This window comes from Megasphaera indica, from assembly GCF_046614755.1.
GTDB lineage: Bacteria > Bacillota > Negativicutes > Veillonellales > Megasphaeraceae > Megasphaera > Megasphaera intestinihominis.
Genome location: NZ_JBKKJR010000020.1, coordinates 1 through 23988 on the forward strand (window position 1 = coordinate 1; position 23988 = coordinate 23988).

The 23988-nt window shown below is 50.5% G+C and carries 32 protein-coding genes; 2 read left to right on the forward strand and 30 right to left on the reverse strand.

The genetic code is table 11. The features are described 5' to 3' along the window. Positions 1-90: 90 nt before the first annotated feature. The 16 genes from ACFCTO_RS09635 to ACFCTO_RS09710 form a co-directional block, all read right to left on the reverse strand. On the reverse strand, positions 91-381 hold the full coding sequence (locus ACFCTO_RS09635; RefSeq protein WP_302755404.1) for a hypothetical protein: 291 nt from the start codon (positions 379-381) through the stop codon (positions 91-93). A gap of 57 nt (positions 382-438) precedes the next feature. Beyond that, positions 439-1353: an RNA polymerase sigma factor gene (locus ACFCTO_RS09640; RefSeq protein WP_499876794.1), complete on the reverse strand. Its 915-nt coding sequence runs from the start codon at positions 1351-1353 to the stop codon at positions 439-441. Positions 1354-1740: 387 nt separating this feature from the next. Then, a complete protein-coding gene (gene upp, locus ACFCTO_RS09645; protein ID WP_270401473.1) occupies positions 1741-2364 on the reverse strand; it encodes a uracil phosphoribosyltransferase in 624 nt (207 codons plus the stop codon). Between the two features lie 17 nt (positions 2365-2381). Further along, positions 2382-2819: a ribose 5-phosphate isomerase B gene (gene rpiB / locus ACFCTO_RS09650; RefSeq protein WP_014017127.1), complete on the reverse strand. Its 438-nt coding sequence runs from the start codon at positions 2817-2819 to the stop codon at positions 2382-2384. Positions 2820-2889: 70 nt separating this feature from the next. Continuing rightward, the gene (locus ACFCTO_RS09655; RefSeq protein ID WP_020310570.1) at positions 2890-3942 is read right to left on the reverse strand and encodes an L-threonylcarbamoyladenylate synthase; all 1053 of its coding nucleotides are present in this window, start codon (positions 3940-3942) and stop codon (positions 2890-2892) included. Positions 3943-3947: 5 nt separating this feature from the next. Then, positions 3948-4805: a peptide chain release factor N(5)-glutamine methyltransferase gene (gene prmC, locus ACFCTO_RS09660; RefSeq protein WP_492001229.1), complete on the reverse strand. Its 858-nt coding sequence runs from the start codon at positions 4803-4805 to the stop codon at positions 3948-3950. Next, complete coding sequence (gene prfA, locus ACFCTO_RS09665; protein WP_287046320.1) at positions 4798-5886, reverse strand: peptide chain release factor 1; 1089 nt, start codon at positions 5884-5886, stop codon at positions 4798-4800. Before prfA ends, prmC begins: the two co-directional genes overlap by 8 nt. 10 nt (positions 5887-5896) lie before the next feature. Continuing rightward, positions 5897-6787, reverse strand: a complete 891-nt coding sequence (locus ACFCTO_RS09670) for a DUF1385 domain-containing protein (RefSeq protein WP_299721282.1) — start codon at positions 6785-6787, stop codon at positions 5897-5899. A 72-nt stretch (positions 6788-6859) separates the two neighbouring features. Beyond that, entirely contained in the window at positions 6860-7069 is a 210-nt protein-coding gene (rpmE, locus tag ACFCTO_RS09675) for a 50S ribosomal protein L31 (protein WP_014017132.1), read from the reverse strand. 50 nt (positions 7070-7119) lie between these two features. Continuing rightward, complete coding sequence (locus tag ACFCTO_RS09680) at positions 7120-8796, reverse strand: AAA family ATPase (RefSeq protein ID WP_499876795.1); 1677 nt, start codon at positions 8794-8796, stop codon at positions 7120-7122. A gap of 128 nt (positions 8797-8924) precedes the next feature. Next, the gene (locus ACFCTO_RS09685) at positions 8925-9884 is read right to left on the reverse strand and encodes a helix-turn-helix transcriptional regulator (protein ID WP_370836053.1); all 960 of its coding nucleotides are present in this window, start codon (positions 9882-9884) and stop codon (positions 8925-8927) included. Positions 9885-9899: 15 nt separating this feature from the next. Beyond that, a complete protein-coding gene (locus ACFCTO_RS09690; RefSeq protein ID WP_370842405.1) occupies positions 9900-10262 on the reverse strand; it encodes a hypothetical protein in 363 nt (120 codons plus the stop codon). A 22-nt stretch (positions 10263-10284) separates the two neighbouring features. Next, positions 10285-10491, reverse strand: coding sequence for a hypothetical protein (locus ACFCTO_RS09695; protein ID WP_014016014.1), 207 nt, complete (start codon positions 10489-10491; stop codon positions 10285-10287). Positions 10492-10505: 14 nt separating this feature from the next. Next, positions 10506-11171, reverse strand: a complete 666-nt coding sequence (locus tag ACFCTO_RS09700) for an EcsC family protein (RefSeq protein ID WP_499876796.1) — start codon at positions 11169-11171, stop codon at positions 10506-10508. Between the two features lie 98 nt (positions 11172-11269). Further along, on the reverse strand, positions 11270-11623 hold the full coding sequence (locus tag ACFCTO_RS09705) for a hypothetical protein (protein WP_481325586.1): 354 nt from the start codon (positions 11621-11623) through the stop codon (positions 11270-11272). Continuing rightward, a complete protein-coding gene (locus tag ACFCTO_RS09710; protein ID WP_481325585.1) occupies positions 11574-11858 on the reverse strand; it encodes a hypothetical protein in 285 nt (94 codons plus the stop codon). Before ACFCTO_RS09710 ends, ACFCTO_RS09705 begins: the two co-directional genes overlap by 50 nt. A 115-nt stretch (positions 11859-11973) precedes the next feature. Between ACFCTO_RS09710 and ACFCTO_RS09715 the strand changes: the two genes are divergently transcribed. Further along, positions 11974-12255, forward strand: a complete 282-nt coding sequence (locus ACFCTO_RS09715; protein ID WP_072983483.1) for a transposase — start codon at positions 11974-11976, stop codon at positions 12253-12255. An 8-nt stretch (positions 12256-12263) separates the two neighbouring features. Continuing rightward, complete coding sequence (locus ACFCTO_RS09720) at positions 12264-13166, forward strand: IS3 family transposase (protein WP_499876810.1); 903 nt, start codon at positions 12264-12266, stop codon at positions 13164-13166. Between the two features lie 271 nt (positions 13167-13437). On the opposite strand, the gene ACFCTO_RS09725 is transcribed toward ACFCTO_RS09720, so the two are convergent. From ACFCTO_RS09725 to rpsP, 14 genes are all read right to left on the reverse strand, one after another. Then, positions 13438-14858 (reverse strand): IS3 family transposase gene (locus ACFCTO_RS09725; protein WP_499876797.1). Its coding sequence is split into 2 segments (ribosomal slippage): positions 13438-14291 and positions 14291-14858, totalling 1422 coding nucleotides; the frame shifts between segments, so codons are not numbered across the junction. Positions 14859-15105: 247 nt separating this feature from the next. After that, positions 15106-15594, reverse strand: a complete 489-nt coding sequence (locus ACFCTO_RS09730) for a hypothetical protein (protein ID WP_418518648.1) — start codon at positions 15592-15594, stop codon at positions 15106-15108. A gap of 609 nt (positions 15595-16203) precedes the next feature. Beyond that, complete coding sequence (locus tag ACFCTO_RS09735) at positions 16204-16695, reverse strand: tetratricopeptide repeat protein (protein ID WP_481325610.1); 492 nt, start codon at positions 16693-16695, stop codon at positions 16204-16206. A 64-nt stretch (positions 16696-16759) separates the two neighbouring features. Beyond that, positions 16760-18100: a hypothetical protein gene (locus ACFCTO_RS09740; RefSeq protein WP_499876798.1), complete on the reverse strand. Its 1341-nt coding sequence runs from the start codon at positions 18098-18100 to the stop codon at positions 16760-16762. Positions 18101-18699: 599 nt separating this feature from the next. After that, positions 18700-19260 (reverse strand): hemerythrin domain-containing protein, encoded by a 561-nt coding sequence (locus ACFCTO_RS09745; protein WP_020310429.1) that lies wholly within the window; start codon positions 19258-19260, stop codon positions 18700-18702. A 19-nt stretch (positions 19261-19279) separates the two neighbouring features. Continuing rightward, positions 19280-19873, reverse strand: a complete 594-nt coding sequence (locus tag ACFCTO_RS09750) for a hypothetical protein (protein ID WP_292260703.1) — start codon at positions 19871-19873, stop codon at positions 19280-19282. Positions 19874-19887: 14 nt separating this feature from the next. After that, positions 19888-20130, reverse strand: coding sequence for a DUF1858 domain-containing protein (locus ACFCTO_RS09755; RefSeq protein ID WP_020310427.1), 243 nt, complete (start codon positions 20128-20130; stop codon positions 19888-19890). 323 nt (positions 20131-20453) lie between these two features. Continuing rightward, positions 20454-21188 carry a YebC/PmpR family DNA-binding transcriptional regulator gene (locus ACFCTO_RS09760; protein WP_014016003.1) on the reverse strand — a complete coding sequence of 245 codons (735 nt, stop codon included), beginning with the start codon at positions 21186-21188 and terminating at the stop codon, positions 20454-20456. A gap of 14 nt (positions 21189-21202) precedes the next feature. Beyond that, the gene (locus ACFCTO_RS09765) at positions 21203-21775 is read right to left on the reverse strand and encodes an RNA methyltransferase (protein WP_020310426.1); all 573 of its coding nucleotides are present in this window, start codon (positions 21773-21775) and stop codon (positions 21203-21205) included. Then, the gene (trmD, locus tag ACFCTO_RS09770; RefSeq protein WP_292260707.1) at positions 21775-22509 is read right to left on the reverse strand and encodes a tRNA (guanosine(37)-N1)-methyltransferase TrmD; all 735 of its coding nucleotides are present in this window, start codon (positions 22507-22509) and stop codon (positions 21775-21777) included. The genes ACFCTO_RS09765 and trmD overlap by 1 nt, the downstream gene beginning before the upstream one ends. After that, a complete protein-coding gene (gene rimM / locus ACFCTO_RS09775; RefSeq protein WP_020310424.1) occupies positions 22506-23009 on the reverse strand; it encodes a ribosome maturation factor RimM in 504 nt (167 codons plus the stop codon). Before rimM ends, trmD begins: the two co-directional genes overlap by 4 nt. A 6-nt stretch (positions 23010-23015) precedes the next feature. Further along, positions 23016-23423, reverse strand: coding sequence for a YlqD family protein (locus ACFCTO_RS09780; protein WP_020310423.1), 408 nt, complete (start codon positions 23421-23423; stop codon positions 23016-23018). Between the two features lie 8 nt (positions 23424-23431). Continuing rightward, positions 23432-23659, reverse strand: a complete 228-nt coding sequence (locus ACFCTO_RS09785; protein ID WP_014015998.1) for a KH domain-containing protein — start codon at positions 23657-23659, stop codon at positions 23432-23434. Positions 23660-23674: 15 nt separating this feature from the next. After that, the gene (rpsP, locus tag ACFCTO_RS09790; protein WP_020310421.1) at positions 23675-23944 is read right to left on the reverse strand and encodes a 30S ribosomal protein S16; all 270 of its coding nucleotides are present in this window, start codon (positions 23942-23944) and stop codon (positions 23675-23677) included. Positions 23945-23988 lie beyond the last annotated feature (44 nt).

The following is a 23988-nucleotide window of genomic DNA, read 5'->3' on the forward strand; positions in this document are numbered from 1 at the left end:
TGACTATGAAAAATTATATGCAAACTACAAGAAAAAGGCAGCTTTGATTGCTGGATAACTGATTGATAGAAACCTCAATTTAATTTGTACTCAAACTTGACATAGGACCACTTCTTTGACCTCTTGGCATAGGGGGTCAGCTTTACTGCGTTCATCGAGTTCCATATAAATATCTTCAAGATTATCAGAGGATGTACGGATGTCCACCTTGGAAATCACGCTTGATAACCCTAGTTTTTCAATAAACCCACTCATTGCAGAAATCTTCTTGCCATGCTTGTCCCCATTAGGGATTGCTGCACAGCTTGCACCCGCACCGAGAATCACAACATGAGGTCTGTTTTTCATATATCTTTCGTAATCTTCATACTCATTTTTCATTCGTTTCACCCCAATCTCTGTTTGTCCAGTATCATTAAATTATCTGTCCAAATATTTTCAATATTCCGCTGTCACATAGTCCTCATAGGCTCCCGCAATTTTGGCGATCCGCTTATGGACTGCGCTGGCGGTCTTGTAGCCAACCTTGTCTGCAATCTCCTGTTCAGTCAAGCCGTCCATGCGCAGCTTCAATATTTCCCGGTCTTTCTCGCTAATGCTCTGCTCGGCAAAGGCGGCAATCTGCATTTCAGAAATAACCTTCTGCTCAAACTCGCTCCGTGGATCGGCTACCTCGAAAATATCGCCGTCCTCGCTCTCCATCATCTCGTCAAGAGAAATTGGCTTGCCGGAGCGGTTGTGATGCCACTTCCGCATGAAATCCGTCTTGACGGTGCTGCTTGTGGTTTCGTAGTCCTCCACGGTGCGGTTCTCCCAGATCGCATCGATCATCGGCTGCCAGTTCTGTTCCGCAATCACCATGTCGGTGACATTGCCGACCAGATTGCTGAACTGCTGATAGGTCAGCCACGGCACTTCCACGCCCTGCGGGATGTTGTATAGGTTCTGGAAACCCAATCCGTTCTGTTCAAACTTCATGCGGATGTAGGGGATGATGCTGTACGACAGCCGCCACAAAGGGAAATATCCTGCATACTGATTCCAGCTGCCGGGAATGTCGCGGTAATTGCCCTTGCGGTCTTTGACTTGGAAGAACTGCCATGCGCTCCATGCGTAGCAGTCCCACACAAGCAACTTGAACATATCATCACATACGATGTGGTCATATTTATCCGTCCGCAAGACCTCATACGGGCAGCGGGGCAGCTCATAGGCTGGCTTCCACTTCTCCGCAAGCTTTCGCGGCAGACTGTAAAACAGTGTCAGCCATGATTTGTCGCTATCCTGTGGTATCTCGATGATCTCACCGGGCAGCACCACAAGAAAGCCTTTCGGGTCTTTTTGCTTGTCCATCAGCGTCACCTCCAATCGCTTCTGTATTCAGCCCTCCACCATATATGGCATGAGAAGGGCTGAATTGTTCCAATGCTTTCAAACTTTTTTGAGATTTTTTGAAAAAATCTCGGAATGGATGGGATAGGATTGATTTAAGACAATTATACCTGAAAGCTGTGAATAAATCTATTGCTTTTCATGGCGGCAAAAAAATAACGGGTATCCGATTTTCACCGGATACCCGTTATTTCGTTGCCAATCCCGCCTGACAGATGCCATAATCGTAATTTCTGGAATTACTTTCTTATGAGCACCCGTGTAATGCGACAGGCCTTTTTTACACTGTAGGGATCGCCACGTGCAAGCCCCTACACCGATGTACGTCTTACAACGAACGACGGACGATCACTTCGTTCCGAAGATGCGGTCCCCGGCATCGCCTAAGCCGGGGACGATATAGCCTTTGTCGTTGAGTTTGTCATCGAGAGCAGCGACGTAGATGCGGACGTCGGGATGGTCGGCGTTGACTTTCTGGACGCCCTGGGGCGCTGCGACAAGGCACATGAGCTTGATGTTCTTGATGCCTTTTTCTTTGAGCAGCGTAATGGCAGCCGATGCACTGCCGCCAGTAGCCAGCATAGGGTCGACGATGATGAAATCACGGTCTTCTACATCGGGCAGCTTGCAGTAGTATTCGACCGGTTCCAGCGTCTGCGGATCACGGTAGAGGCCGATGTGGCCGACTTTGGCCGTCGGGATAAGGTTGAGCATGCCCTGTACCATGCCCAGGCCGGCGCGCAGGACCGGGACGATGCCCAGTTTCTTGCCGCTGATCTGTTTGCCTATCATCTTGGCGACAGGCGTTTCGATTTCGACGTCTTCCAAGGGCAGGTCCCGTGTGATTTCATAGCCCATGAGCATGGTGATTTCTTCCAGGAGGTTGCGGAAATCCTTCGAGCCCGTTTCCTTTTTCCGCATGAGTGTGACTTTGTGCTGAATGAGCGGATGATCCATTACTTGTACGTGCATGTGTGAAATCCCCTTTCCTATTTATCCATTTCTGCAATCTTGGCGACGCGGACAGCGTGGCGGCCGCCATCAAAACCAGTGGAGAGGAAGATACGGACGATTTCTCTGGCCAGGCCCGGGCCGATGACGCGGCCGCCCATGGTCAGGATGTTGGCGTCATTGTGGCGGCGGCAGTATTCTGCCGAGAAGCAGTCGTGGCAGAGAGCGGCCCGGATGCCGTGGACTTTGTTGGCAGCAATGCCGATGCCGATACCTGTGCCGCAGACAAGGATGCCCCGGTCGAAAGTGCCGTCAGCGACGGCTTCAGCGACTTTCTTGGCAATGTCCGGATAATCGCAGCGTTCGCCCGTCAGGGTGCCGTAATCGGTGAATTCAATGCCTTGTTCCTTCAAATATTCTTTGATGTTTTCTTTCAGGTCAAATCCGCCGTGATCGGCGCCGAGTACTAATTTCATAATCAATTCCTCCCATATATGCTGATAAATTCAGTTTTATTATACCCCTTTCGGAGTCATGTGAAAAGGTTTAACCGACAATGACCACGTGGCCGCCGGCAGCTTTCTTCATGCGGTTCATGATAGCCAGGCCCAATCCCTCATCGTCGATGCCTTCGGCCAGGATGATATCGACCTGGTCGCTGTCGAAGGACAAGAGGCCCGTGTAGAGCTGGTTGGCCAGGGCTTCCTTGTCGCCATGGCGGCCCCAGATATACATATCTTTATGCGGGAACGAGGCCCCTACTTCTTCGCTGACCAAAAAGCCGACGGTCTTGCCTTCGCCCTTGGCCTGGTCGTATAAGGCCTGCAGTTTTTCCGTCACCTTGTCGACAGGGCCGACGACGACGGTCATCGGTGCCGACGGCGCATAGTGGCGGTATTTCATGCCCGGCGCCTTGGGGACGCCTTTACCCGTGACCAGCGTCGTATCGAGCTGGACGTGGGGTACGACTTCCTGAAGCATCTCGACAGTGACGCCGCCGGGACGCAGGATGGTGACGCCGTCGTCGCCGTTACATTCGACGATCGTCGATTCGACGCCGATGTGGCAGGGACCGCCGTCGATGACCATGTCGACGCGGCCGTCCATGTCGTGCATGACTTCTTCGGCCGTCGTCGGACTGGGCCGGGTCGACAGGTTGGCGCTGGGACCGGCTACGGGGACGCCGGCACAGCGCAGGAAGGCCCGGCAGATATCGTGGTCCGGGCAGCGCAGGGCTACCGTATCGAGGCCGCCCGTCGCCGCATCAGGCACGATGGGCTTGCGCGGCAGGACGATGGTCAGCGGTCCCGGCCAGAAGCGGTCCATGAGCTTCTGTGCCGTCGGCGGGATGACAGCCGCTGCCTGGCGGGCCCCTTCTTCGTCGGGTACGGTCAGGATGAGCGGGTTATCGCTGGGCCGGCCTTTGGCGACGTAAATACTGCGGCACGCGTCGGCGTCGAGGCCATTGGCACCGATACCGTAGACCGTTTCCGTCGGAAAGACGACCAGGCCGCCGTCGCGGATGATCTGGCCCGCTTCTTCGAGGATGGCTTTCTGTTTCTCTATATCCGTAATTTCTACAAGTTTCGTCTGTTTCATCGTCTCTACTCTTTTCTGGAAAATACGAGGACCCTGTCGATGCCGCCGTAATCCTTGACGGTCTGTTCGTGGTCATAGGCGCCATGGCGGCAGAAAACAGCCGTCACGGCGTCGGCCTGGCCGGCGCCGATTTCGACGGCACAGTGGCCGCCGGCTTTGACGTAAGCCGGGCTTTCTGCGGCGATGCGACGATAGAATTCCAACCCATCGTCGCCGCCGTACAGGGCCAGGGCCGGGTCATGGCGCACTTCCGGCTGAAGCTGTTCCATATCGCCCTTGGTCAGGTACGGCGGATTGGACACCAGCCAGTCACAAGCGCCTTGCGGAACCTTGGTGAATAAATCGCTTTCGATCCAGGTCACGCGGCCGTCGAGGCCCAGGGTACGGCCATTTTCAGCGGCTATGGCCAGGGCCTTGGGCGAGATGTCGACGCCCGTCCCCGTGGCCTGCGGCAGATAGTGGAGCAGGCTGAGGATGATGGCTCCGCTGCCCGTACCGATATCGATGATAGCCGGCGCCGTCCCTTCGGCAGCGGCGACGACAGTCTCGACGAGCATTTCCGTTTCCGGCCTGGGAATGAGGACGTCTTCACTGACCTTGAACTCGAGGCCCATGAAGGCCTTGGTACCCAGGATATGGGCCACGGACAGGCGGTCAGCCCGCTGTTTGACCATCGCCCGGTAGGCTGCCAGTTCTTCACCGTTCATGGGTTCGTCATAATGGGCGTACAGGTAGATGCGCTCTTTATGCAGGACGTGGGCCAGGAGGATTTCCGCATCGAGGCGCGGCGAATCGATGCCTTTGCCGGCAAAGTACTGTTGCGTCCATTGCAGCAAGGCACCGATAGTCCAAATCTTATTCATCTTCGGCTTCTTTCATCAATTCCGCCCGGCGGGCTTCGGCCAGGGCCTGGATGAATTCGTCGATATCGCCGTTGAGGATGTTATCCAGCTTGTACAGGGTCAGGTTGATGCGATGGTCCGTCACGCGGCCCTGCGGGAAGTTATACGTGCGGATACGTTCACTGCGGTCGCCCGTACCGACCTGGCTGCGCCGTTCTTCCGTCAATTCGGCATCGGCCTTCTGCTGAGCCTGGTCGAGGAGGCGGGCTTTCAGGACGCGCAGGGCCTTGGCACGGTTTTCCAGCTGGGACCGTTCATCCTGACATTCGACGACCATCCCCGTCGGGATATGGGTCATGCGGACGGCAGAACTCGTCTTATTGACGTGCTGGCCGCCGGCACCGGAGGCGCGGAAATAGTCGACGCGGACGTCGTCCATGTTGAGGTCGATTTCGACGTCTTCCGCTTCCGGCAGGACGGCAACGGTTGCCGTCGACGTGTGGATACGGCCGCCGGCTTCGGTGACTGGCACGCGCTGGACGCGGTGGACGCCCGATTCATATTTCAACTTGCCATAGACGCCAGAGCCTTCGACGGAGAAGACGACTTCCTTGAAGCCGCCCAGTTCCGGTGCGTTGGAACTGATGATGCTCGTCTTCCAGCCCGGCTGTTTTTCGATGTATTTCATGTACATGCGGAACAAGTCGCCGGCAAAGAGGGCTGCTTCGTCGCCGCCGGCACCGGCGCGGATTTCCATGATGACGTTCTTGTCATCCCGCGGGTCCTTGGGCAGCATGAGGACGTGCAGCTGGTCTTCCAGATCGGCCTGTTCCTTAGTGAGGCCGTTCATTTCTTCCTTGGCCATGGCGATGAGGTCGTCGTCGCTGTCGGGATCATCGATGATTTCCTTGTCGCCGTCGATGGTGCTGGTAATGTCTTTGTATTTGCGGAACGTTTCGACAATCGGCATCAGCGAAGCGTGTTCCTTAGTCAGTTTCTGCCATTCGTCCTGACGGGCGATGACAGACGGGTCGCTGATCTGCTGTTCCAGGTCCATGAATTTATTTTCTACGGCCTGGACTTTATCCATAAAAGAGCTCATAAGGTCCTCCTCATTTCAATTCGTTCGATTCATTTTCTTCATCAGCCGGCTTGGCGGCGTTGAGGGCTTCGATAGCCACTTCGATCTGGTCGGCATGGGGTTCCCGCGTCGTCAGATACTGGAGCCACAGGCCCGGACGGAATAAGGCTTGAATGACCGGATTCTGGGTGCGGCCGGCGAGGCGTATCATTTCATAACTGATGCCGGCGACGACGGGCATGAGCAGCACGCGGGATGCAATGCGTTCGACGAGATTCGGCCAGCCCAGGAAGGCAAAGACGAAAATCGACACGACCATGACGATGAGCAGGAAATTCGTACCACACCGCGGATGGAGGCGGCTGTGGCGCTTGACGTTCTCGACGGTCAGCTCTTCTCCCGATTCATACGTCCAAATGGTCTTGTGTTCAGCACCATGGTATTCAAAGACGCGGCGGATATCCGACGTCAGGGAAATCCCCCATATATATAATAGAAATATAGCGAGGCGCAGGACCCCTTCGACGATGTTCAGGCGAAAGGCACTGTCGGCCACGCCGGGAATGAACTTGGCTGCATACGTCGGGATGGCCAGGAAAAAGACGATGGCCAGGACGACGGACACGGCCATGGTCAGGGCCATCTGCGTGTTCGACAGCTGCTCATCTTCTTCACCGGCAGCCTGGGCCGAATAGGACAGGCTCTTCATGCCGTATACCAGGGACTCGCACAAGGCAACACTGCCCCGCAAAAAAGGCTTCTTCAAAATCGGATACCGTTCGGTAATGGAGTGAACGGCGTCTTTCTTTACAGTAATTTCACCGGACGGCGTCCGCACTGCTGTGGCAATGCTGACAGGACCGCGCATCATAACCCCTTCGATGACGGCCTGGCCGCCGACGTACGTCTTCGGTTTCTTCAAAGAGTTGCCTCCATTTCTGTACATACAAATAGAGCAGAGCATTTCTGCTCTGCTGCCCACTTGTACTGCTGCTTATTTAGCTGTTTTACCATAACGTTTATTGAACTGTTCGATACGGCCGCGAGCCTGCTGAGCGCGCTGCTGACCCGTAAAGAACGGATGGCATTTGGAGCAAATTTCAACACGCAGTTCCGGTTTCGTAGAACCTGTTTCAAACGTATTGCCGCATGCGCAAGTAACTTTCGCATTCGGGTAGTACTTCGGATGAATACCTTCTTTCACCACTTACACCTCTTTCTGTATCAATCATTCAAAACCTATGCTAGAATAGTTTAGCACATTGGCCCTTGAAATGCAAGGATTTTTTTCCCGCAAAAGGCGATACCGTATTTCCATACACGCTGAATTCCCCGCTGGCGGAATTCCGTCACATATTCCCGCTCTTCAATCTGCTGCAACGCCTCTTTGGCCTTCGCCGCCATGTCCGCTTCACTCGAAGCCACCTTGAACTCCATGATGACGCCGGCTTTAGACACGTCCTTGGGAATAATCGCCAGGTCGAAGCGGCCGTACCCGCTTTCCCGGTTCGACTCGACCGTATAATCCTTGCCCAGGAACAATGCTGTCATGCCCAGCATGAAACCGTGGTAAAAGCTCTCCTTATTGGCCGCATCATAGACACTGACGAGCTGCAGGATAAATTGCTGCAATTCTTCCGAAAAAATATCCGCCTGTCCCTGCAGCAAATGCCCCATCATGATATATAAGCGGGAAACATCCCCATCCACGCAAAAGCGGTCAAGGATTTCACTCTGAAACACATGGCGCACTTCTTCATTGGGAATCTTTAATTGGCAAAGCATCCCATTGGGAATATCCTGCCGCCAGACAGCCGTCAAATAGCCCGTTGTCAGCAACAGTGTATACAGGGCATCTTTATCCATGCGTATATCCTGATAAATCAAGCCTTCGCGAATGACAGCCGACACGGTGTTTCCTTGTAACAAAGCTAATAGCCGTTCTTCCTGCCTGTTAGAGGATCCCTGAAGCAGAGTCGCAATGATTTCATTGGCCGACGTATTGACCCAGTAGTCCCCGATCCGTCTTTTGGCAAAACAAGAAATGACCGACCAGGGATTATAAATCTCATGATGGCCGAAACGATAGCCGTCATACCAAGCCTTCAATTGCGGCAATAAGGCATCGGCCTGTAAATCGCCAGCCATTTTTTCGACTTCCGCTGGCGTGAACCCCATGACAGTACTATATTCGTCATCCATCACGGAATAGACATCGAGATTATTCAAACCACTAAAGATACTTTCCTTAGCAATGCGCAAGACGCCCGTCAAAATCGCAAAATTCAAAAACTCATTGCCCTTCAGGGTATTATTAAAAAACGTCCGGAAATAAGCGATAGTCTGATCATAAAATTGATGACTATAAGCCGTTTGCAAAGGCGTGTCGTATTCATCAATCAATATAATCGGTTTTACCCGATAATAGCGAAACAAATATTCTGATAAATTCAACAAACTGAGCTGATATTCTTCAGGAGTCGCCTGCTGCCAGATAACGCGATGAAATGCATTTTTCTCTACTTCGTTTAAAAGACTGCCTTGCAATAGAAATTCATGTTTATTAAACTCCCGCTGAATCCAAAGCCGAAACGACTGGAACATGCCTTGCCACGTATCCTGCTGCATCCCTTTAAAAGACATGAAAATAACCGGATACTGGCCGCGATGGGCCATGTAGGCAGCGCCGGCCCCTTCGATTGCCAGTCCGTCGAAGAGACGGCGGCTCTGTGCTTCTTTTTCGATAGAAAAGAAATACTCCAGCATACTCAGGGTCAAGGTCTTGCCGAACCGCCGCGGCCGCGTAATCAGCGTCACCGCACTGTGCCCGTCGATGAGCTGGCGGATAAAATCCGTCTTGTCGACGAAATAATAATGCTTGCTCCGTATATCAAAAAAATTATCGACACCAATCGGCATCTGCCACTTCATACCATCACCTGCTTTCCTAGGCGGGGCTCTTCTCCTGTTCTTTGTCTTTTATTATAACAAGAATCACGAGAAACAAAAAGAGGAGCCACGCCATGAAGGGCTCCCTCTCAGGCATGACTCCTAACGCCTTACACTTCTACGATTTTGACGTCTTTGACATATTTCCCCTGGCTCCGCAGCCACATTTCGATGCCCTTCCCGTAGACTTCCGCTTCCAGCTGGTACGTCCCGTTATCTTCACTCAGTATCTTCGCCGTCGGCAAACGGTCCAAGATGGCGTCGATATCATAGCCCGTATAGGTGAAGGTGACGCGCTGCAGCCGTCCGCCGTACATGAACTGGACGCGCTTGCGGAACTCGCCTTCCTGGAAACGCCGGTTATAAGGAATGTGGAAGGTCTCTTTTTCGACATCCAAGGTCTTGATCCGGTCCAAGCGGTAAATCGTCGGCGTAATGTCCCGGGCACTTTCATAAATCTTTTCGATATCCTTGTCGTCGATGAAGGCGATGAGATAAAAATAGTATTCCGAAAAGAGCAGGGCCAAGGGCTTCAGCCGCCGCTGAACGATTTTCCGGTCCTTCAGCCGGCCATAAGCCACATCGACATAACGGTGCTGCTGGATGGCCTCGCCGAGATGCCACATGGTGTCGAGGAAACTCGTCCGGTGCCGCGGTTCGACGTAGTGGAAGGCCTCATTATTGACCAGGCGGGTCACCATGGCCTGATTCGACGCCGGCACACAGCAGGAAATCACCTTGCGCAGCATCTCTTCCATTTCCGTCTTGACGAAAGCCCGGCTGTCAAGCAAAATCTTGCATAATGCCAAAATCTCACTATTCGACAACTTCTGGACCTGGCCGCCTTCCATGCGGTAGCCCTTTTCCACATAATCATAGACAATATCACAAGGCGTCCCGTCGCCGACAGCCATGCCATTGCGGCAAAACGCCCGGATATCTTCAATATCCCGCTGGATACTGCGCTCATTCACACCATACTGCTGGGCCGCCGCCGGCTTCTGAATCGTCTGGCCAGCCAACAGCTGCGAATACAGCGCCAGTACCCGCGAAACCTTATCTTCCTTCAAACAATCACCTTCTCCTCAAATCGTAATCGTCATCGTAAGGGGCTGGGCCAACCCATACCACCGGGCGATGATATAAAGAACCAGCACGTATAACAGCACATTGACAATCACACAGCGGACACGATGCCGATTTTCCTGGGCCTCCTTCTTGGGGGCAAAAATACCGACGAGCAGTCCTAAAAAGCCAAGGGTAATAAAAATCAGCACTCCTCTCGTAAGCCAATCGCCGCTGTTCCACCCCGTCTCATAGACAGCCAAGAAATTGACACCCAGACCGTAAATAAAAGGCCATAAAACCTGTATTAAAATATAAAATAAAGGTCGTAAAATAAACCATTTAATCAGCCAGGCAACGCCTTGAGCCACAGCCGTCCCCATCGTTTACGTCCTCACGCCCTTTTCAAATCTTACAGACAAACTGATTACACGATTGTACGCCCCGGGTCTTCATGTTCCGCACCATACACTGGTTCTCAGCCAGCGGATCATACTCCCAAAAACCGACAATCGGCGCCTTCGGCCGGATGGCCTGGTTCATCGGGTCATACCAGTGCTTACAAAAAGCACACTTATGTGAAGCGGGATGATTCAAATTCATGAGTTCCATCGTATATGACCTCCTTAATCCGCATCATCATGCGATACATTGATGACTTCGACAGCCACTTCCCCATTTTCCATGTGCCGGGCTTCCAGAATGAACATCTCTTTGGCCTTATCGCCGATAATCTGCGTAGAATAGGCATCGAAGCCGCCGCCAATCAGACCGCCAACGAGGGGAATGGCCTTCCCTAAATTAATGGCGCTCTTCGTCCCGAAACGCGACAACAAACGCATCGTAACCGTCCGATTAATGCGATTGAAGAGCACTGCCGACAACCGTTGAATCGCCTTAGCCGTCAACGTCGTCCCCACCTTGATGCCAGCCTGTTTCAATACTTCCTTGAGCTGGTTGCCGCAAAGACAGGCAATGACCAGCGTCCGCACCCGGTCGCTCTGCAAATCATAGCCGCCCATATGGGCAATGGCCGCAATCATCTGCAGCTGCATATACAGCACACTGAGGACATTGGCAGGCAGGGCCACGGGCAGCGTAATGGCGCCGCCTAAACTCGTCAAAAAGCCCGAAGCCCCGCACTTGATGACCTGATTGCGGATCAGCATATCCACCTGTTTCTCCAAATCATCGCCAGTCGCCATATATTCCGCCGCCAGCGCCTCGGCGCCCTTCATGCCGACAATGCCACTGAGGGCCTTATCATAAGACAACGACAAAGCTTTTCCCATAGCCGTTACATCCATAATATCACCTTACCCTACATATAAATTCTTCCTTTACCTACATCATAGCAGATGACAACGACAAATTCTGTCATTTTAAGAATTTATTCTACCGTAGCATCAATGGTTACTACAGGCGACTCATTTTGTCCCAAGATAAACAATTCCTTCGCTTTATTGCCAATGACTTTCGTAGAATAAGCATCTACGCCTCCTCCAATAAGTCCGCCAATGACCGGAATAGCCTTACTCAGATTGATGGCCCCTTTCGTCCCGAATTTAGTGAGCAGGCGGAAACCAACGGCCCGGTTGATGCGGACGATAAGTGCCGAAGATATTTTCTGAACGGCTCTTTCCGTCAGCTTTTTACCGATTTGGATGCCAGCCTGCTTCAAGATTTCTTTCACTTCATTTACCACACAAGCAGGCAATGACCAAGGTTTTAACGCGGTCATCATGTAAATTATAACCGCCCATACGGGCGATAGCCGCAATCATCTGCATCTGCATATAAATCACGCTGGCCACATTGGCCGGTAAAGCAACCGGCAGGGTAATAAAACCGCCTAAGCTAGTCAAAAAACCAGAAGTTCCACACTTAATAATCTGATTATTGATCAAAGCATCAACTTGTACTTCTAAATCTCCGCCATGAGCCATATAATCAGCAGCTAAATCAACTGCGCCCTTCATGCCCGCTACGCCATTTAGGGCTTTATCATAAGTGGTGCTAGCATATAAATAGGACAAGTCAAACTGAGGTTTTCCATAAAGTGATACAATAAAAGTATATATAGGGGGCCTTAGTATGACGAAGTTCGACAAACAATTTAAAATGGATGCTGTCCAATATTACCATGATCATCGTGACTTAGGACTGATTGGGTGTGCCCATAATTTAGGAATTTCCCAACAGACACTGTCCCGATGGCAAAAGCAATTACGGGATAATGGGGAAATGCCATATCGCGGATCCGGAAACTATGCATCTGATGAAGCCAAGGAAATCGCTCGTTTGAAACGTGAATTACGAGATGCCAAGGATGCCATCAATGTCTTAAAAAAAGCTATCAGCATTCTAGACAAATAATCCCCGCCATTTACCATAGCGTCAAACAGGAAGCCGAAAAAGCCCATCAGGGGAAACGCCATTTTTCGCTATCTGGAGTGCTGGCAGAATTGGGCGTTTCTACATCAGGTTACTATGGATGGAGTCATCGCAAATTATCCAAACAAGCTACGCACCGTAAGGAGGTAAAAAAACAGATTCAAACCCTTTACGAAGATTCAAAGCAAATCTATGGAGCACCCAAAATTACTAAATTGCTTCCACAGAAAGGTGAATGTATTTCCGAAAGGACAGTGGGCCTTTACATGCGGCAAATGGGGATTCGTGCTTGTTGGGTCAAGCATTATACCGTTACGACCCAGAGCCGTTGGTTTGATGCCATATTAGTTAATATTCTGCAAGAACCATTTAATCCGTCAAGACCAGACACGATCTGGTGCAGCGATATTACTTATATTTGGACTACTGAAGGCTTTGTGTATTTGGCCAGTATCATGGATTTGTTTTCTCGAAAAATCATTGCCTGGAATTTATCCCGGAAGTTGGATGCATCTGGCATTGTTAGGATGCTTCAAACGGCAAAGCAAACAAGGAATCCAGGCCGTCTGGTAGTAATTCATACTGACCGCGGTTATCAATATCTTTCGCAATCCTATATCAAGGAAACCGCACAGATGTGCCGCAGCTATTCGAAGAAAGGCTATCCATGGGATAATGCCTGCATAGAATCATTCCATGCCTTGATTAAGCGAGAATGGCTGAATCGATTTAAGATTGAAAATTATCAACAAGCCTATATGCTGGTGTTTGAATACATTAACACGTTTTATAATACCGTTCGAATTCACAGTCACTGTAACTATATGTCACCAAATGACTATGAGAAATTATATGCAAACTACAAGAAAAAGGCAGCTTTGATTGCTGGATAACTGATTGATAAAAACCTCAATTTAACTTGTACTCAAACTTGACATAGGACCAATCGCTTTGAGTGACCCTCGGCTCGTGAAAAAATAGTGGCTCGTGATTCGTGGCTCGTAAAAACCTGCCATCTGCGACCGACAAACTGCATTTATTTCATGAATTTGTTGCGGCGAAGCCACATCTGAGCCGAAAAAAGCCATGCATGATAGCTTAGTGATGTGACCCCAAAAAGTTAGACCTTGGTAACGAGACAGTTTTTACTGTCTCGTTACTTTTTTATGCTGTCTGTCGGAAAATTCTGTATTGTACAGGACTTTTCCAACCTAGTTTTTCTTTGATTCTTTGCTCATTATAGTATTTGATATATCGTTCGATAGCGGCTTTTAGTTCCTCATAGCTGTAGTAAATCACCCCATAATACATTTCTTGCTTCATTAAGCCGAAGAAGTTCTCCATGACAGCGTTATCATGACAGTTGCCCTTTCGAGACATGCTCTGAAAAATTCGTTCTTCTTTAAGATTCTGGGTATAGGCTTTCATTTGATATGCCCAGCCCTGATCGGAGTGAAACGTTCTTCGATACGGACAATCAGCCGTGATTTTGATTGCTTCAGCCTGCGCTTCCAGTATGCTTTTAGCTGAAGGATATTTCGCTATTCCATAACTGATGATTTCATTGTTGAACATGTCCAGGAAAGGATCCAGATAAAGCTTGTGCAGGGTCAGATGTCCCTGTGTATCTACTTCATAATATTTGAATTCTGACGTGTCGGTTGTAATCTTCTGGTGCGGAATAGTCGTGTTAAAACGACGTCGTATCCGATTCGGAGCCACGTTTCCTACCTTGCCTCTATAAGAGCTGTATTTACGGCTTTTTCGAGTAAAGGATGTTACCTGAAGGCCTAGTTTCTGCATGATACGTTGGACTTTCTTCTTGTTCACGCAATACCCTTGATTCTTTAATTCACCGGTCATGCGCCGATAGCCATAATCTTTATGCTGGCTACGGATTTCCTGTATTTTGTCTTCTAGTTCTTGATTGGGATTCTCACGGTCAAATCGTTTCTGCCAGTACATATAGGTTGCCTTGGGTATCTGCGTATAGGAGAGAAGATCGTTTAATTTGAATGATCCTCGGAGACTGCAGATGATTTTTGCAACCCTCTCGTTTTTGCTTCGTCCTCTAAACGCAGTCTCCTCAGTTCTTTAAAAAAAGCATTCTCTATCCGGAGTTTGAGATTTTCATCCTCTAACTCCTGGACATGTTCCACACTGGTGTCGACTACTGGCTTCTGCTCCTGAGTATCTGGTTTGCTGGTTCGTGATTTGCTCAAAGTTCTTTTCCTGCCTTTCCTATGTGGCCGTAATGCATCCGGCCCAGCTATTTTAAATTCATTGACCCATCTGGCAATCATTGTCGGATTGTTGATTCCTACTTGAAGGGCGAGTTCCTGATATGAAAATTCGCTTGTTAAGTAAGACTGTACCACAGAAAGTTTCTCTTTGAAAGAGTATATTTTTCGAGAGCGGGATCTTTTCAATCCATCATCTCCAAATGCTTTGTAGGCTGCAGTCCACTTTAGCAATTGGCTGCTACTTGCCATTCCATATTTACGTGAAATAGAAGTACACCCTTCGTCACTGCTCAAGTATTCCAGTACTATTTTTTTCTTAAATTCATAACTGTGTTTTGCCATAAAAAAACTGACCCCCAATCGTTAGATTTTTGGTCTAACTATTGGGGGGGCAGCTCATAGGCTTCCATGCATGGCCTCTTTATTTAGCGGTTCCCGTAAGGTACCCGATATGGACGAAAGGAAGGACAAAAATCGAGTTAGCCGGTAATCTCATCGAGAAGGTGATGCCCTTACGGAAAGACCGGCAGGTACTGCTTTAACTACCAACTGGGTTCTACACTGCTAACGGTTATTTTTGTATTTGGCCCTAAATCAATTTATTCTGCTTTGCAATGTCAGCAATAGCTTCTAAGGATAACTTAGTATACTGAGCAATCTTTTCAAAAGGTACACCATCTTTCAGCATTTCCAGTACGTCGTCTTGCTTCCCTAAATTCCAACCACGTTTTTCGCCTACTTCTTCACCTAGTTTACGTCCGCGTTTTTCCCCACGTCGTTCAATACCTTCACTCAAGTTACACATGGCTGCCACTCCTTTCTCCAAGTGCGGTGTCATTGTTACATTAAACTCTTTCGACAATAATTCCTGCTTTTCTTGGGAACTGATGTTGTCCAAGAGTAGCATATTCAGCAATCGTAGGATGCCTTTTAGCTGTTTATGGCTCTTGCTTCCCAGACAGACCAAGACAATATTGATTAAATCGTAATGGCTCCGTTCGGCCTGCGTATAGCCGATTAGATGTTTTTCTGTCAGTTGGTAACTGGAAATATTGTACTCCCATTTTCTCGTTGGCATCGTACAAATCCAGATGGAATAGACCTTCTGGATTTTTTCGTAATGGGATTTCACAAAAACCGTGCCATACTGACTGGAAATCATGCGACCGCAATAGTAAACGGCCCGCTTTAGCAGCGGATAACCCGGATTGAAATCGTTCTGCGCTTCCAGGTTAATGATGATTGGAATAAAGCGGCTCGTTGTTTGTGACTAGTGGTTCGTAAAAACCTGCCATTATGCTTGAATAGGCTATGGTCGAATCTCACAAGCGGGACGCCCAGCCACAGCTGTCCGTTTTGGCAGCCGTCCTGCACCTCCCGACGGTCGGCACCTGACGGGCCAAAAAGGCTTGGGACAGCCCCTACGCACAAGGCCGTTGGCCGTGATTTTTTTGCGGTCTGCCATCTGCGACCGGCGAACTGCGTTCATTTCATGAATTTGTCGCGACGAAGCCGCATCCGTAGGGGCCGTCCCAAAGCTTTCTGATTCGTCAGATACAGGGCAGTTACCCGGACGATTGGTAGCGGCGGGCGGCCCGCTACGCGCTGAGGGTTTCCCGAAGCGTCGTTGTCAGTTTGAGTTTATCGCGGCGAAGCCGCATCTGATTCCGAGGCGGCCTGCGCTCACTTATTTCCCACGGGGTGCATAACCGTTTATGGCGGCCAGATGTATCAGTTTTTCGCCTTTTTCGCAATCTTTCGAGACACCAATGCCTTCTTTATACATCTGGCCCAGCCAATATTGGGCCACGGCGGCTTCGACGTTGAGTTCACCGCCTTGCAAGGCTTGTTCAAAGTAATGGCGGGCTTTGGCGTAATTCCGTGTGACGCCGCGTCCCAGGAGATAGAGCATCCCCAGCATGGCCTGGGCTTCTGGCAGTCCCTGTTCGGCGGCTTTGGTGTACCAAAAGGCAGCTTTTTCATCTTTTTTGTAACTGTAAAAATAGGCATCGCTTAAATAGTTCTGAGCGTCCCAGTCACCCTGGGTGGCTGCATTTTCTATCAGCATCCAGCCCACTTTATCGGCATCTCGGACGTGACCGCCGTCAGAGAGGAGTTCTAAGCCCCACGTATACAAATTGATGGCCTGATTTTTCTTGGTCTGTTCGCTTATGTCCATGATGATCCCTCCTGTGAAATGCAAGTTCTATCTTCACTATAGCATCTGAGGAGGACAGGTTTTGTCAAAATGTACCATGCAGTATCTTTCCTTTCTCTGTATCTTCTGTCTTTGTGTTCTTTTTACTATCCCAGGGATACTTCAGGGACGGAAGGGTGCCGAATTCTTTCAGCCGGGCTTTGAGTTGTTTTTGAAGTCCATGTTGCCAGAGATAACGGTCGATCATTTCTTTTTGGGCATACAACACGCTGTCTTCGACTTGATGGCGCGTGAAGGTATTCAGGCCATCGATTTCTAAGAGGCATGTATTCAGGCGTCCCACCAGTTCCCAACAGGCCATCTTATCTTCCGTGACGGCCTGGTACTGTTCTTTCAACTCTTCGCGCATGCGGTAATAGTCCGTCAGCGAATGGACGTTGGAAAGTCTGTCTTTTTCCAGGACGGCTTCTGCTTTTTCGGCGACGCCAGTCCGTTCGAAGTCGTAGAAGTGGCAGTCGTCCAAGAGGTAGCCATGGATGTATTTTCCCAGTTGTTCGTTGAAATTCAGGGCAAAGACGGCATGGCAGCGTTCACATTCAACGGTCTGTACCATATTCGGCAGATTATGGATCAGCAGGTTCCCCCGTTCATCGCGGTGATGGCAGACGGGCTCCCAGGCGTAACGGCGCCGGCTTTCCTGCAAGGTCGTGCCAGCCTTTTTGAAACAGTCTTCGATAAGCGTGAGCGCTTCGTCCATATTGAGGCCCGGGATGTCGTCGAGGAGATTGACCGTACGGTCATAATAATCGAGGTTGCTAAAGATGGGCACAGAAAAGTTCAGTACCCAAAAGGTCCTGAATGTCATCTGCTTGTACAGGGGAAAGAGAATGCTGCGGATGTGTTTGGCTGAAAAGTCATCGTAATAGGGCAGGTCCAGGGTGATGTAATCCAATTTCTCTAAGATAGCCGTTTGTCGACGGATTTCACGCTGGAGCAGTTCGGCCTGGATTTTAAGATTGTTGTGGAAAAAGGTGACATCTTTGGGCGTGAACTGCTGCATCTTGTCCAAAATATGATTGGATTTTTCGAGGTGTGCTATGAAATCCGGCTTGAGAAGGTCATCCAGGCTGTTATATCTCAAGACTTCATTGTAGCTGTATTCGTGCGTATCCGGGTCAATTTTCAGCGAAAAAACAGTATGGCATTTTTTGCAGATATACGTATCATGACAATTCTTGGCGCTATCTATCATCGTCAGGGAGCTGGCATCCTCAAAGAGCAGATGACCGTCACTGTCGCGGTGTTCGCAGCAGTCGCGTTCTTTAAGGACGGCCCGGCATTCGTCCACGTCAAGGCCAAATCTCTTATAGCAGTCATAGATGAACTGGATATCTTGCTGTGCTTGTACTACATCAATCTTTTTCATTCCTATCGCCTCCTTGGACATATTATTATACATCAATAGGAGGACAAAATGTGTCTTGGCATAAAAAAAAACTTGTCGCCGTGCGACAAGTTTTTTTAGTGGTTAGTGATTAGTGGTTAGTGGCTAGCAATGGGTAAAAATTTTAAGCCATCTTCTACAAACTCCGTACTACAAACTATGTAAAAAGAGCAACCTCTCAGTCAGCTTCGCTGACAGCTCTCCTATGAGGAGAGCCAGGCCGTCGTGAATCCTGTTAACGAATGACTCGTGGTTTGAAAAAGCCTGCCATCATCCAGAATAGGTTATGCCCAAATCTCACAGCGGGCCGCCCAAGGCTCCCTTTATAGGGGAGCTGGCCGCCAAAGGCGGTCTGAGAGGTTAAAGGCCGGCCCCTACACACAAGGCCGCTGGCTGTGTTTTTTATTTCACTTTCATCGCCTGTATGCGATTTCGTAGGGGACGTCCTGTTAAGGCGTCCCGCCGTGACTCCTGGATACAGCCGGAATTTATGTCCACTGGTATACGGTCGTAATACCACCATGAGTCCGATGCGGCCGGCGGCCGGCGAACTGCGGCCTGCGGGCGGCCCATAGGCGGCCTTACGCGATTTTATATTTCTTTTCCAGGCGGTCCAGGAGTTCCATGTAGCCTTTTACGAATTCCGGGCCTTCTTCTTGTTCCATGTCTTTTACGGTCTGGTCGATTTTAGCTTTGATATCATCGGACAGGCCGCGGTCGGCTAAGGGGTAGACGACATTGTTTTCTTTTTCTACGTGCTGCTGCAGGCGGTTGGCATAGGCCATGGCTTCGGTCAGGACCTGGAGTTTATATTCCGTCTTCGGTTCCTGGGCGTAGAGTTTGAGGGCTTCGTCGAGGGCCCGGACATGGGCACGGATGAGGTCGTGTTCGACGAGCATGCCGTGCTTGATGATGATAGAGGCGACTTCTTCCAGGTGGTCGACCATTTCAGGGAAGAGGACGAGTTCTTCCCGGCGGTGATGGTGGCCATCGGCATAACGGCGGATGAAATCGAGGATTTCGGCAAATTCCTGCTGGTCGATTTCAGCCCCTTCCAGAATAGCGCAACATGATTCTTTGATGACTTTCAGCATCCGTGAAATATTGGCATGTTGTTTAACCATGACTTCCGTGCAATACATAAGGCTCCCTCTCTTTCGTTTAGGCAGATTTCTTGACGATTTCATACTGGCCTTCGGCCGGGCTGGTGAAGGCGTAATCCGTAGCCGACAACAGGCCGTCGACCAAGGCCTGGCGCAGGGCGTAGTAGCGGTCGCCGTGGCCCTGCCAGAATTCGCTGTGCAGGTCCATGGTCCGGTCCCAGGTGATGCGGCTGTCATCGCTTTCGCGGACGCGGTTGACCTGGTCGCAGGGCATCCCGTCCAGGAGCAGGTCGTCCAGGCGGTGGAAGGCTTCCGGGGCCGTAGCGGCATTGAGATGCTGGCTGGCACCGAAGTCATAAGCGGCCTGTTTCAGTGCCGTCAAGCGGTCTTCCTGGTCGCCGGCGACATCGAGTACCAAGGCGGCATAACGGCCTTCGGCATCGTGGATACGCGACTGGAGCCAGCCGTGGATGTTCGATTCGTCGATGACTTCATCGAGTTTGCGGCGGTCTTTGCTGCCGTATTTGTCGGCCAAATCGCTGTCGGACCAGCCCTGGCTGGATGCGTAGCGGATGAGTTCGTCGATCAGGCTTTCCTGGAACTGGATTTTATTGTATAACCAAAAATGGATGGGTCCTAAAAATGCGCTCATGATATGTCCTCCTCTTACTGTTTGTTCGCTTCAATGGCAACGTTGACGGCTTTGGTGACGATTTCCGGGTCCAGGCCGTGGACAAAGCAGGCATTGGCCAGGCTTTCCTGCTGCGACGACGGGCAGCCCAGGCAGTGCATCCCCTGAGAAATGAGGGTATCGACGACTTCCGGATGAAGGCGGATGATATCGCCCATGATCATATCAGACGTAACTTTTTCATTCATTGCGAATTTATTCAAAACAGATTTCAACATAGTACCTACCTCCTAAGTAAGTGGATGAATTATATCTTATCTCTAAGTGAGGTTCTCTCAACTTCTGAACGTAGTATACCATGGATAAACAGGACAATCGGTTGTTATTACAACGGTTTAGAAATTTTGGGGTTAAGGGCTAGGGGTTAGGGGTTAGGGGTTAGGGGTTAGGGGCTAGTGGCTCGTGGCTCGTAGCTCGTGGCTAGTAAAAAAGCGCTGTCTTTGCGACAGCGCCTTTTTAGGTTTGCAGCTTGTAGTTTGTAGTGAATGGTTCTAAATTTAAAGCCATTTACTAACCACTGACAACTAGTCACTAACCACTCTTATTCTTCTTCTTCCGGAAGTTCTGCGTTGTGGTATACGTCCTGGACGTCGTCGAGTTCGTCGAGGGCGTCTACGAAGCGTTCCATTTTTTCAGCGTCTTCTCCCGTGAGTTTGATTGTGTTTTCCGGAACCATGGTGATCGATGCGTGTTCCGTTTCGATGTTGTTGTCAGCCAGGGCTTTTTCGACAGCATCGAAGGCTTCCGGCGTGGTGATGATTTCGTAGTCTTCGTCGGAAACTTTTACGTCATCAGCACCGGCATCGAGGGCGACTTCCATGATCTGGTCTTCATCGGCCTGGTCGCGGTTGACGACGAAGATGCCCGTGTTGTGGAACATCCAGCTGACACAGCCCGTAGCGCCGAGGTTGCCGCCGGATTTGGAGAATTCGTGACGGACAGCAGCAGCTGCGCGGTTGCGGTTATCCGTGAGGACGTTGACCGTAACGGCAACGCCTGCCGGGCCGTAGCCTTCGTATACGATTTCTTCGTAGTTCTGGCCTTCTGTAGCGCCAGCGCCTTTCTGGATAGCCCGTTTGATGTTATCTTTCGGGATATTATTTTCCTTTGCTTTCTGAAGGGCCAGCTTCAGACGCATGTTGCCGACCGGGTCCGGACCGCCCATGCGGACAGCAATCGTGATTTCACGGCCGATCTTGGTCGTGATCTTACCGCGGATTGCGTCGTTTTTCCCTTTTTTACGTTTAATATTCGCCCATTTAGAATGTCCAGACATTCAAATGCCTCCCTTTATTTCCACCAATCTTCGCCGGCCAGGCGATCTAAGATGATAGCTGCTGCCGAACGGACAGATAAGTGATTATATTCCCCGGCCCCGTAAATCGGTTCCAGGATGAAATCAAATTTTTCCATCGTTTCTTTCGTCATCCCGTAGCCCGTGCCAAAGAGCAGGAGGATCGGCGTATCGTCTTCTTCCCGCTTCTGCCGCAACTCCTTATAGGAAATGGTGTTGGCATAGGTCCGCGCGTCCGTCGTGACGACGTAAGGGCGCTTCCCTTCTGCGGCGGTGACGGCTTCGACAGCCGCTTCGATGGACGGGCGGATGTCTACGATATCGAAAGCCTGGGTGCGGTAGCCGTTATAGTTGCGGCCCACCGGGCTTTCCCAGAAATCCATGATTTTATGCACCATATCGAGCTGCCCCGGAATATGGTGGATGATGAAATATTTCTTGACGCCATAGGTCTTGGCCGACCGCGAAATGTCATGCAGATCGTAGTTGGTAATGGCCGTGGCAATGACGTTGAAGTTCTTATCATATATGGGATAATGAACCAATCCGACATACAAAGGGGATTTCATCATTTCTTCGCCCCTTTCAGTTTAGCCAGTATCTTTTGGTCAGCTGGCGACAAATCGCAATGCTGCAAAAGGTCCGGCCGTAATTCCAAGGTCCGCGCCAGCGACGCTTCCCGGCGCCAGGCATCGATCTTGGCGTGGTCGCCGTTCCGCAGGACCTCCGGTACGGCCATGCCGCGAAAGACGGCAGGCTTGGTGTACTGCGGATATTCCAGGAGCGACGAATAGAAAGAATCGTCAGCGGCCCCGGCAGCTGCGCCGAGGACTCCGGGAATCATGCGGGCTACGGCATCGGTAACGGTCATAGCCGGCAGTTCACCGCCAGTGAGGACGTAGTCGCCGACGGAAATGGTCTCATCGGCCAAATCCTGTTCGACGCGGTAATCGACGCCTTCGTAATGGCCGCATAATAAAATAAGCTGGTCGTATGTCGCCAGCTCGCGTGCCTTGGCCTGCGTAAAGGTCTGACCTGCGGGCCCCATGAAGATGATGCGCCGCCGCGGCACCTGACGCCGCACGGCTTCGACAGCGGCATAGAGGGGCGCTGCCTTCATGAGCATGCCGCAACCGCCGCCATAGATGGTATCATCGACCATGTGATGACGGTCGTACGTGAAATTACGGGGATTGGTCACATCCAGATCCAACAGGCCGGCTGCCCGTGCCCGCCCGATGATGCTGTGTTGGAAGAACGCTTCGATGAGCTCCGGAAAGAGTGAGATAATGTCGATTCTCATTCGTCCACCCACTCCGGCGGATCGACGACGATCTTCTTGGCACTTTCATCAATGGACTTGATGACATCGGGAATGGCGGCCAGGAGTGTTTCCTTGCCGTCATCGGCAGTGACGACATAGACGTCGTTGCTGCCCGTGCGCAGTACGTCTGTAAGTTTTCCCAGTTCATGGCCCTGAAGGTCGTATACGGCCGAGCCGAGGATGTCGTAGATGTAGTGCTGGCCTTTCTGCAGGGGCACTAAATCTTCGCGCGGCACTTGCAGGTCTTTTTTGACCAACAGTTCCGCCGCATTGCGATCATCGACGCCGACAAATTTCATGAGGACGACCCGCTTATGAAGACGTGCGGATTCTACTTCATATTTCTTGCCGTCAATGTAACCGTATTTCATTTTCAGGAATCGTTTCGGAAAATCCGTATCGGGATAAATACGAACATCACCCCGCACGCCGTGCGGGGCAACGATTTGACCGATTGTGAAAAGATCTAATTCAGCCATCGTATTCTATTGGCGGATAGAAACGATCTTGCCGTCTTCAAGCAGGATTTCCGTTCCCATCAATTTTTCTAAATCATCGCCGACATTGACAACGACAGTCTGTTCAAGCGTGCCTTGTCTGATTTCGGAACCGATTGTCAACTGTTCAGCTTCTTCTCTGTCGTGCTGTGCCTTAGCCTTAGCTGCGGCGAGACGCTGTTTCTGTTCTTCTACTTTAGCACGCAAGGAAATCAACCCTTGTGCATCGATTTTAGCTTGTTCGGTCATCATGCGTTTGGCCTGGAATTCCAGGTTCTGCATTTCCCGATCGATGTCACTCAGGGCCTGGTCAGCACCTTTGAGGATACGATCCTTGAGGGCCTGCGTAACCTTTGCTTTGACAGCGACAGGAACGCGCAATGTAATCTGATCCATGGTTCCTCCTATACGATATCCACTGATACTTTCTTGTTAGCCTTCACTGCCGCAGCCTTGACAACAAGGCGCAATGCTTTCGCAATTTTACCCTGTTTGCCAATGACTTTACCCATATCTTCGGGTGCGACATGAAGCTGATAGACTTCGAGGCCTTTTTTTTGAATCTTGGTAACTGTAACCGCATCCGGGTTCTTGACGAGGGACCGGGCGATACATGCAATCAATTCTTCCATAGTATCCAGCCTCACTTACTTTTTGGATGCTTCAAACTGAGCCATGATGCCAGCTTTTTTGAAGATAGAACGGATCGTATCTGTCGGCTGTGCGCCTTTGCCGAGCCATGCTACAGCTGCTTCAGCATCGACGGTCAGACGATTGTCCATGTCTTTGGACGGATCGTACATGCCCAACGTAGCAACCGGGCGACCGTTGTTACGAGCATCGCGGGAATCAGCGACGACGACGCGGTAGATCGGTTTCTTTTTAGCACCTAAACGAGCCAAACGAATTTTAATCATTGAAAATCACCTCCTTGATATAGTATCTTATTTCCACAAAAAAG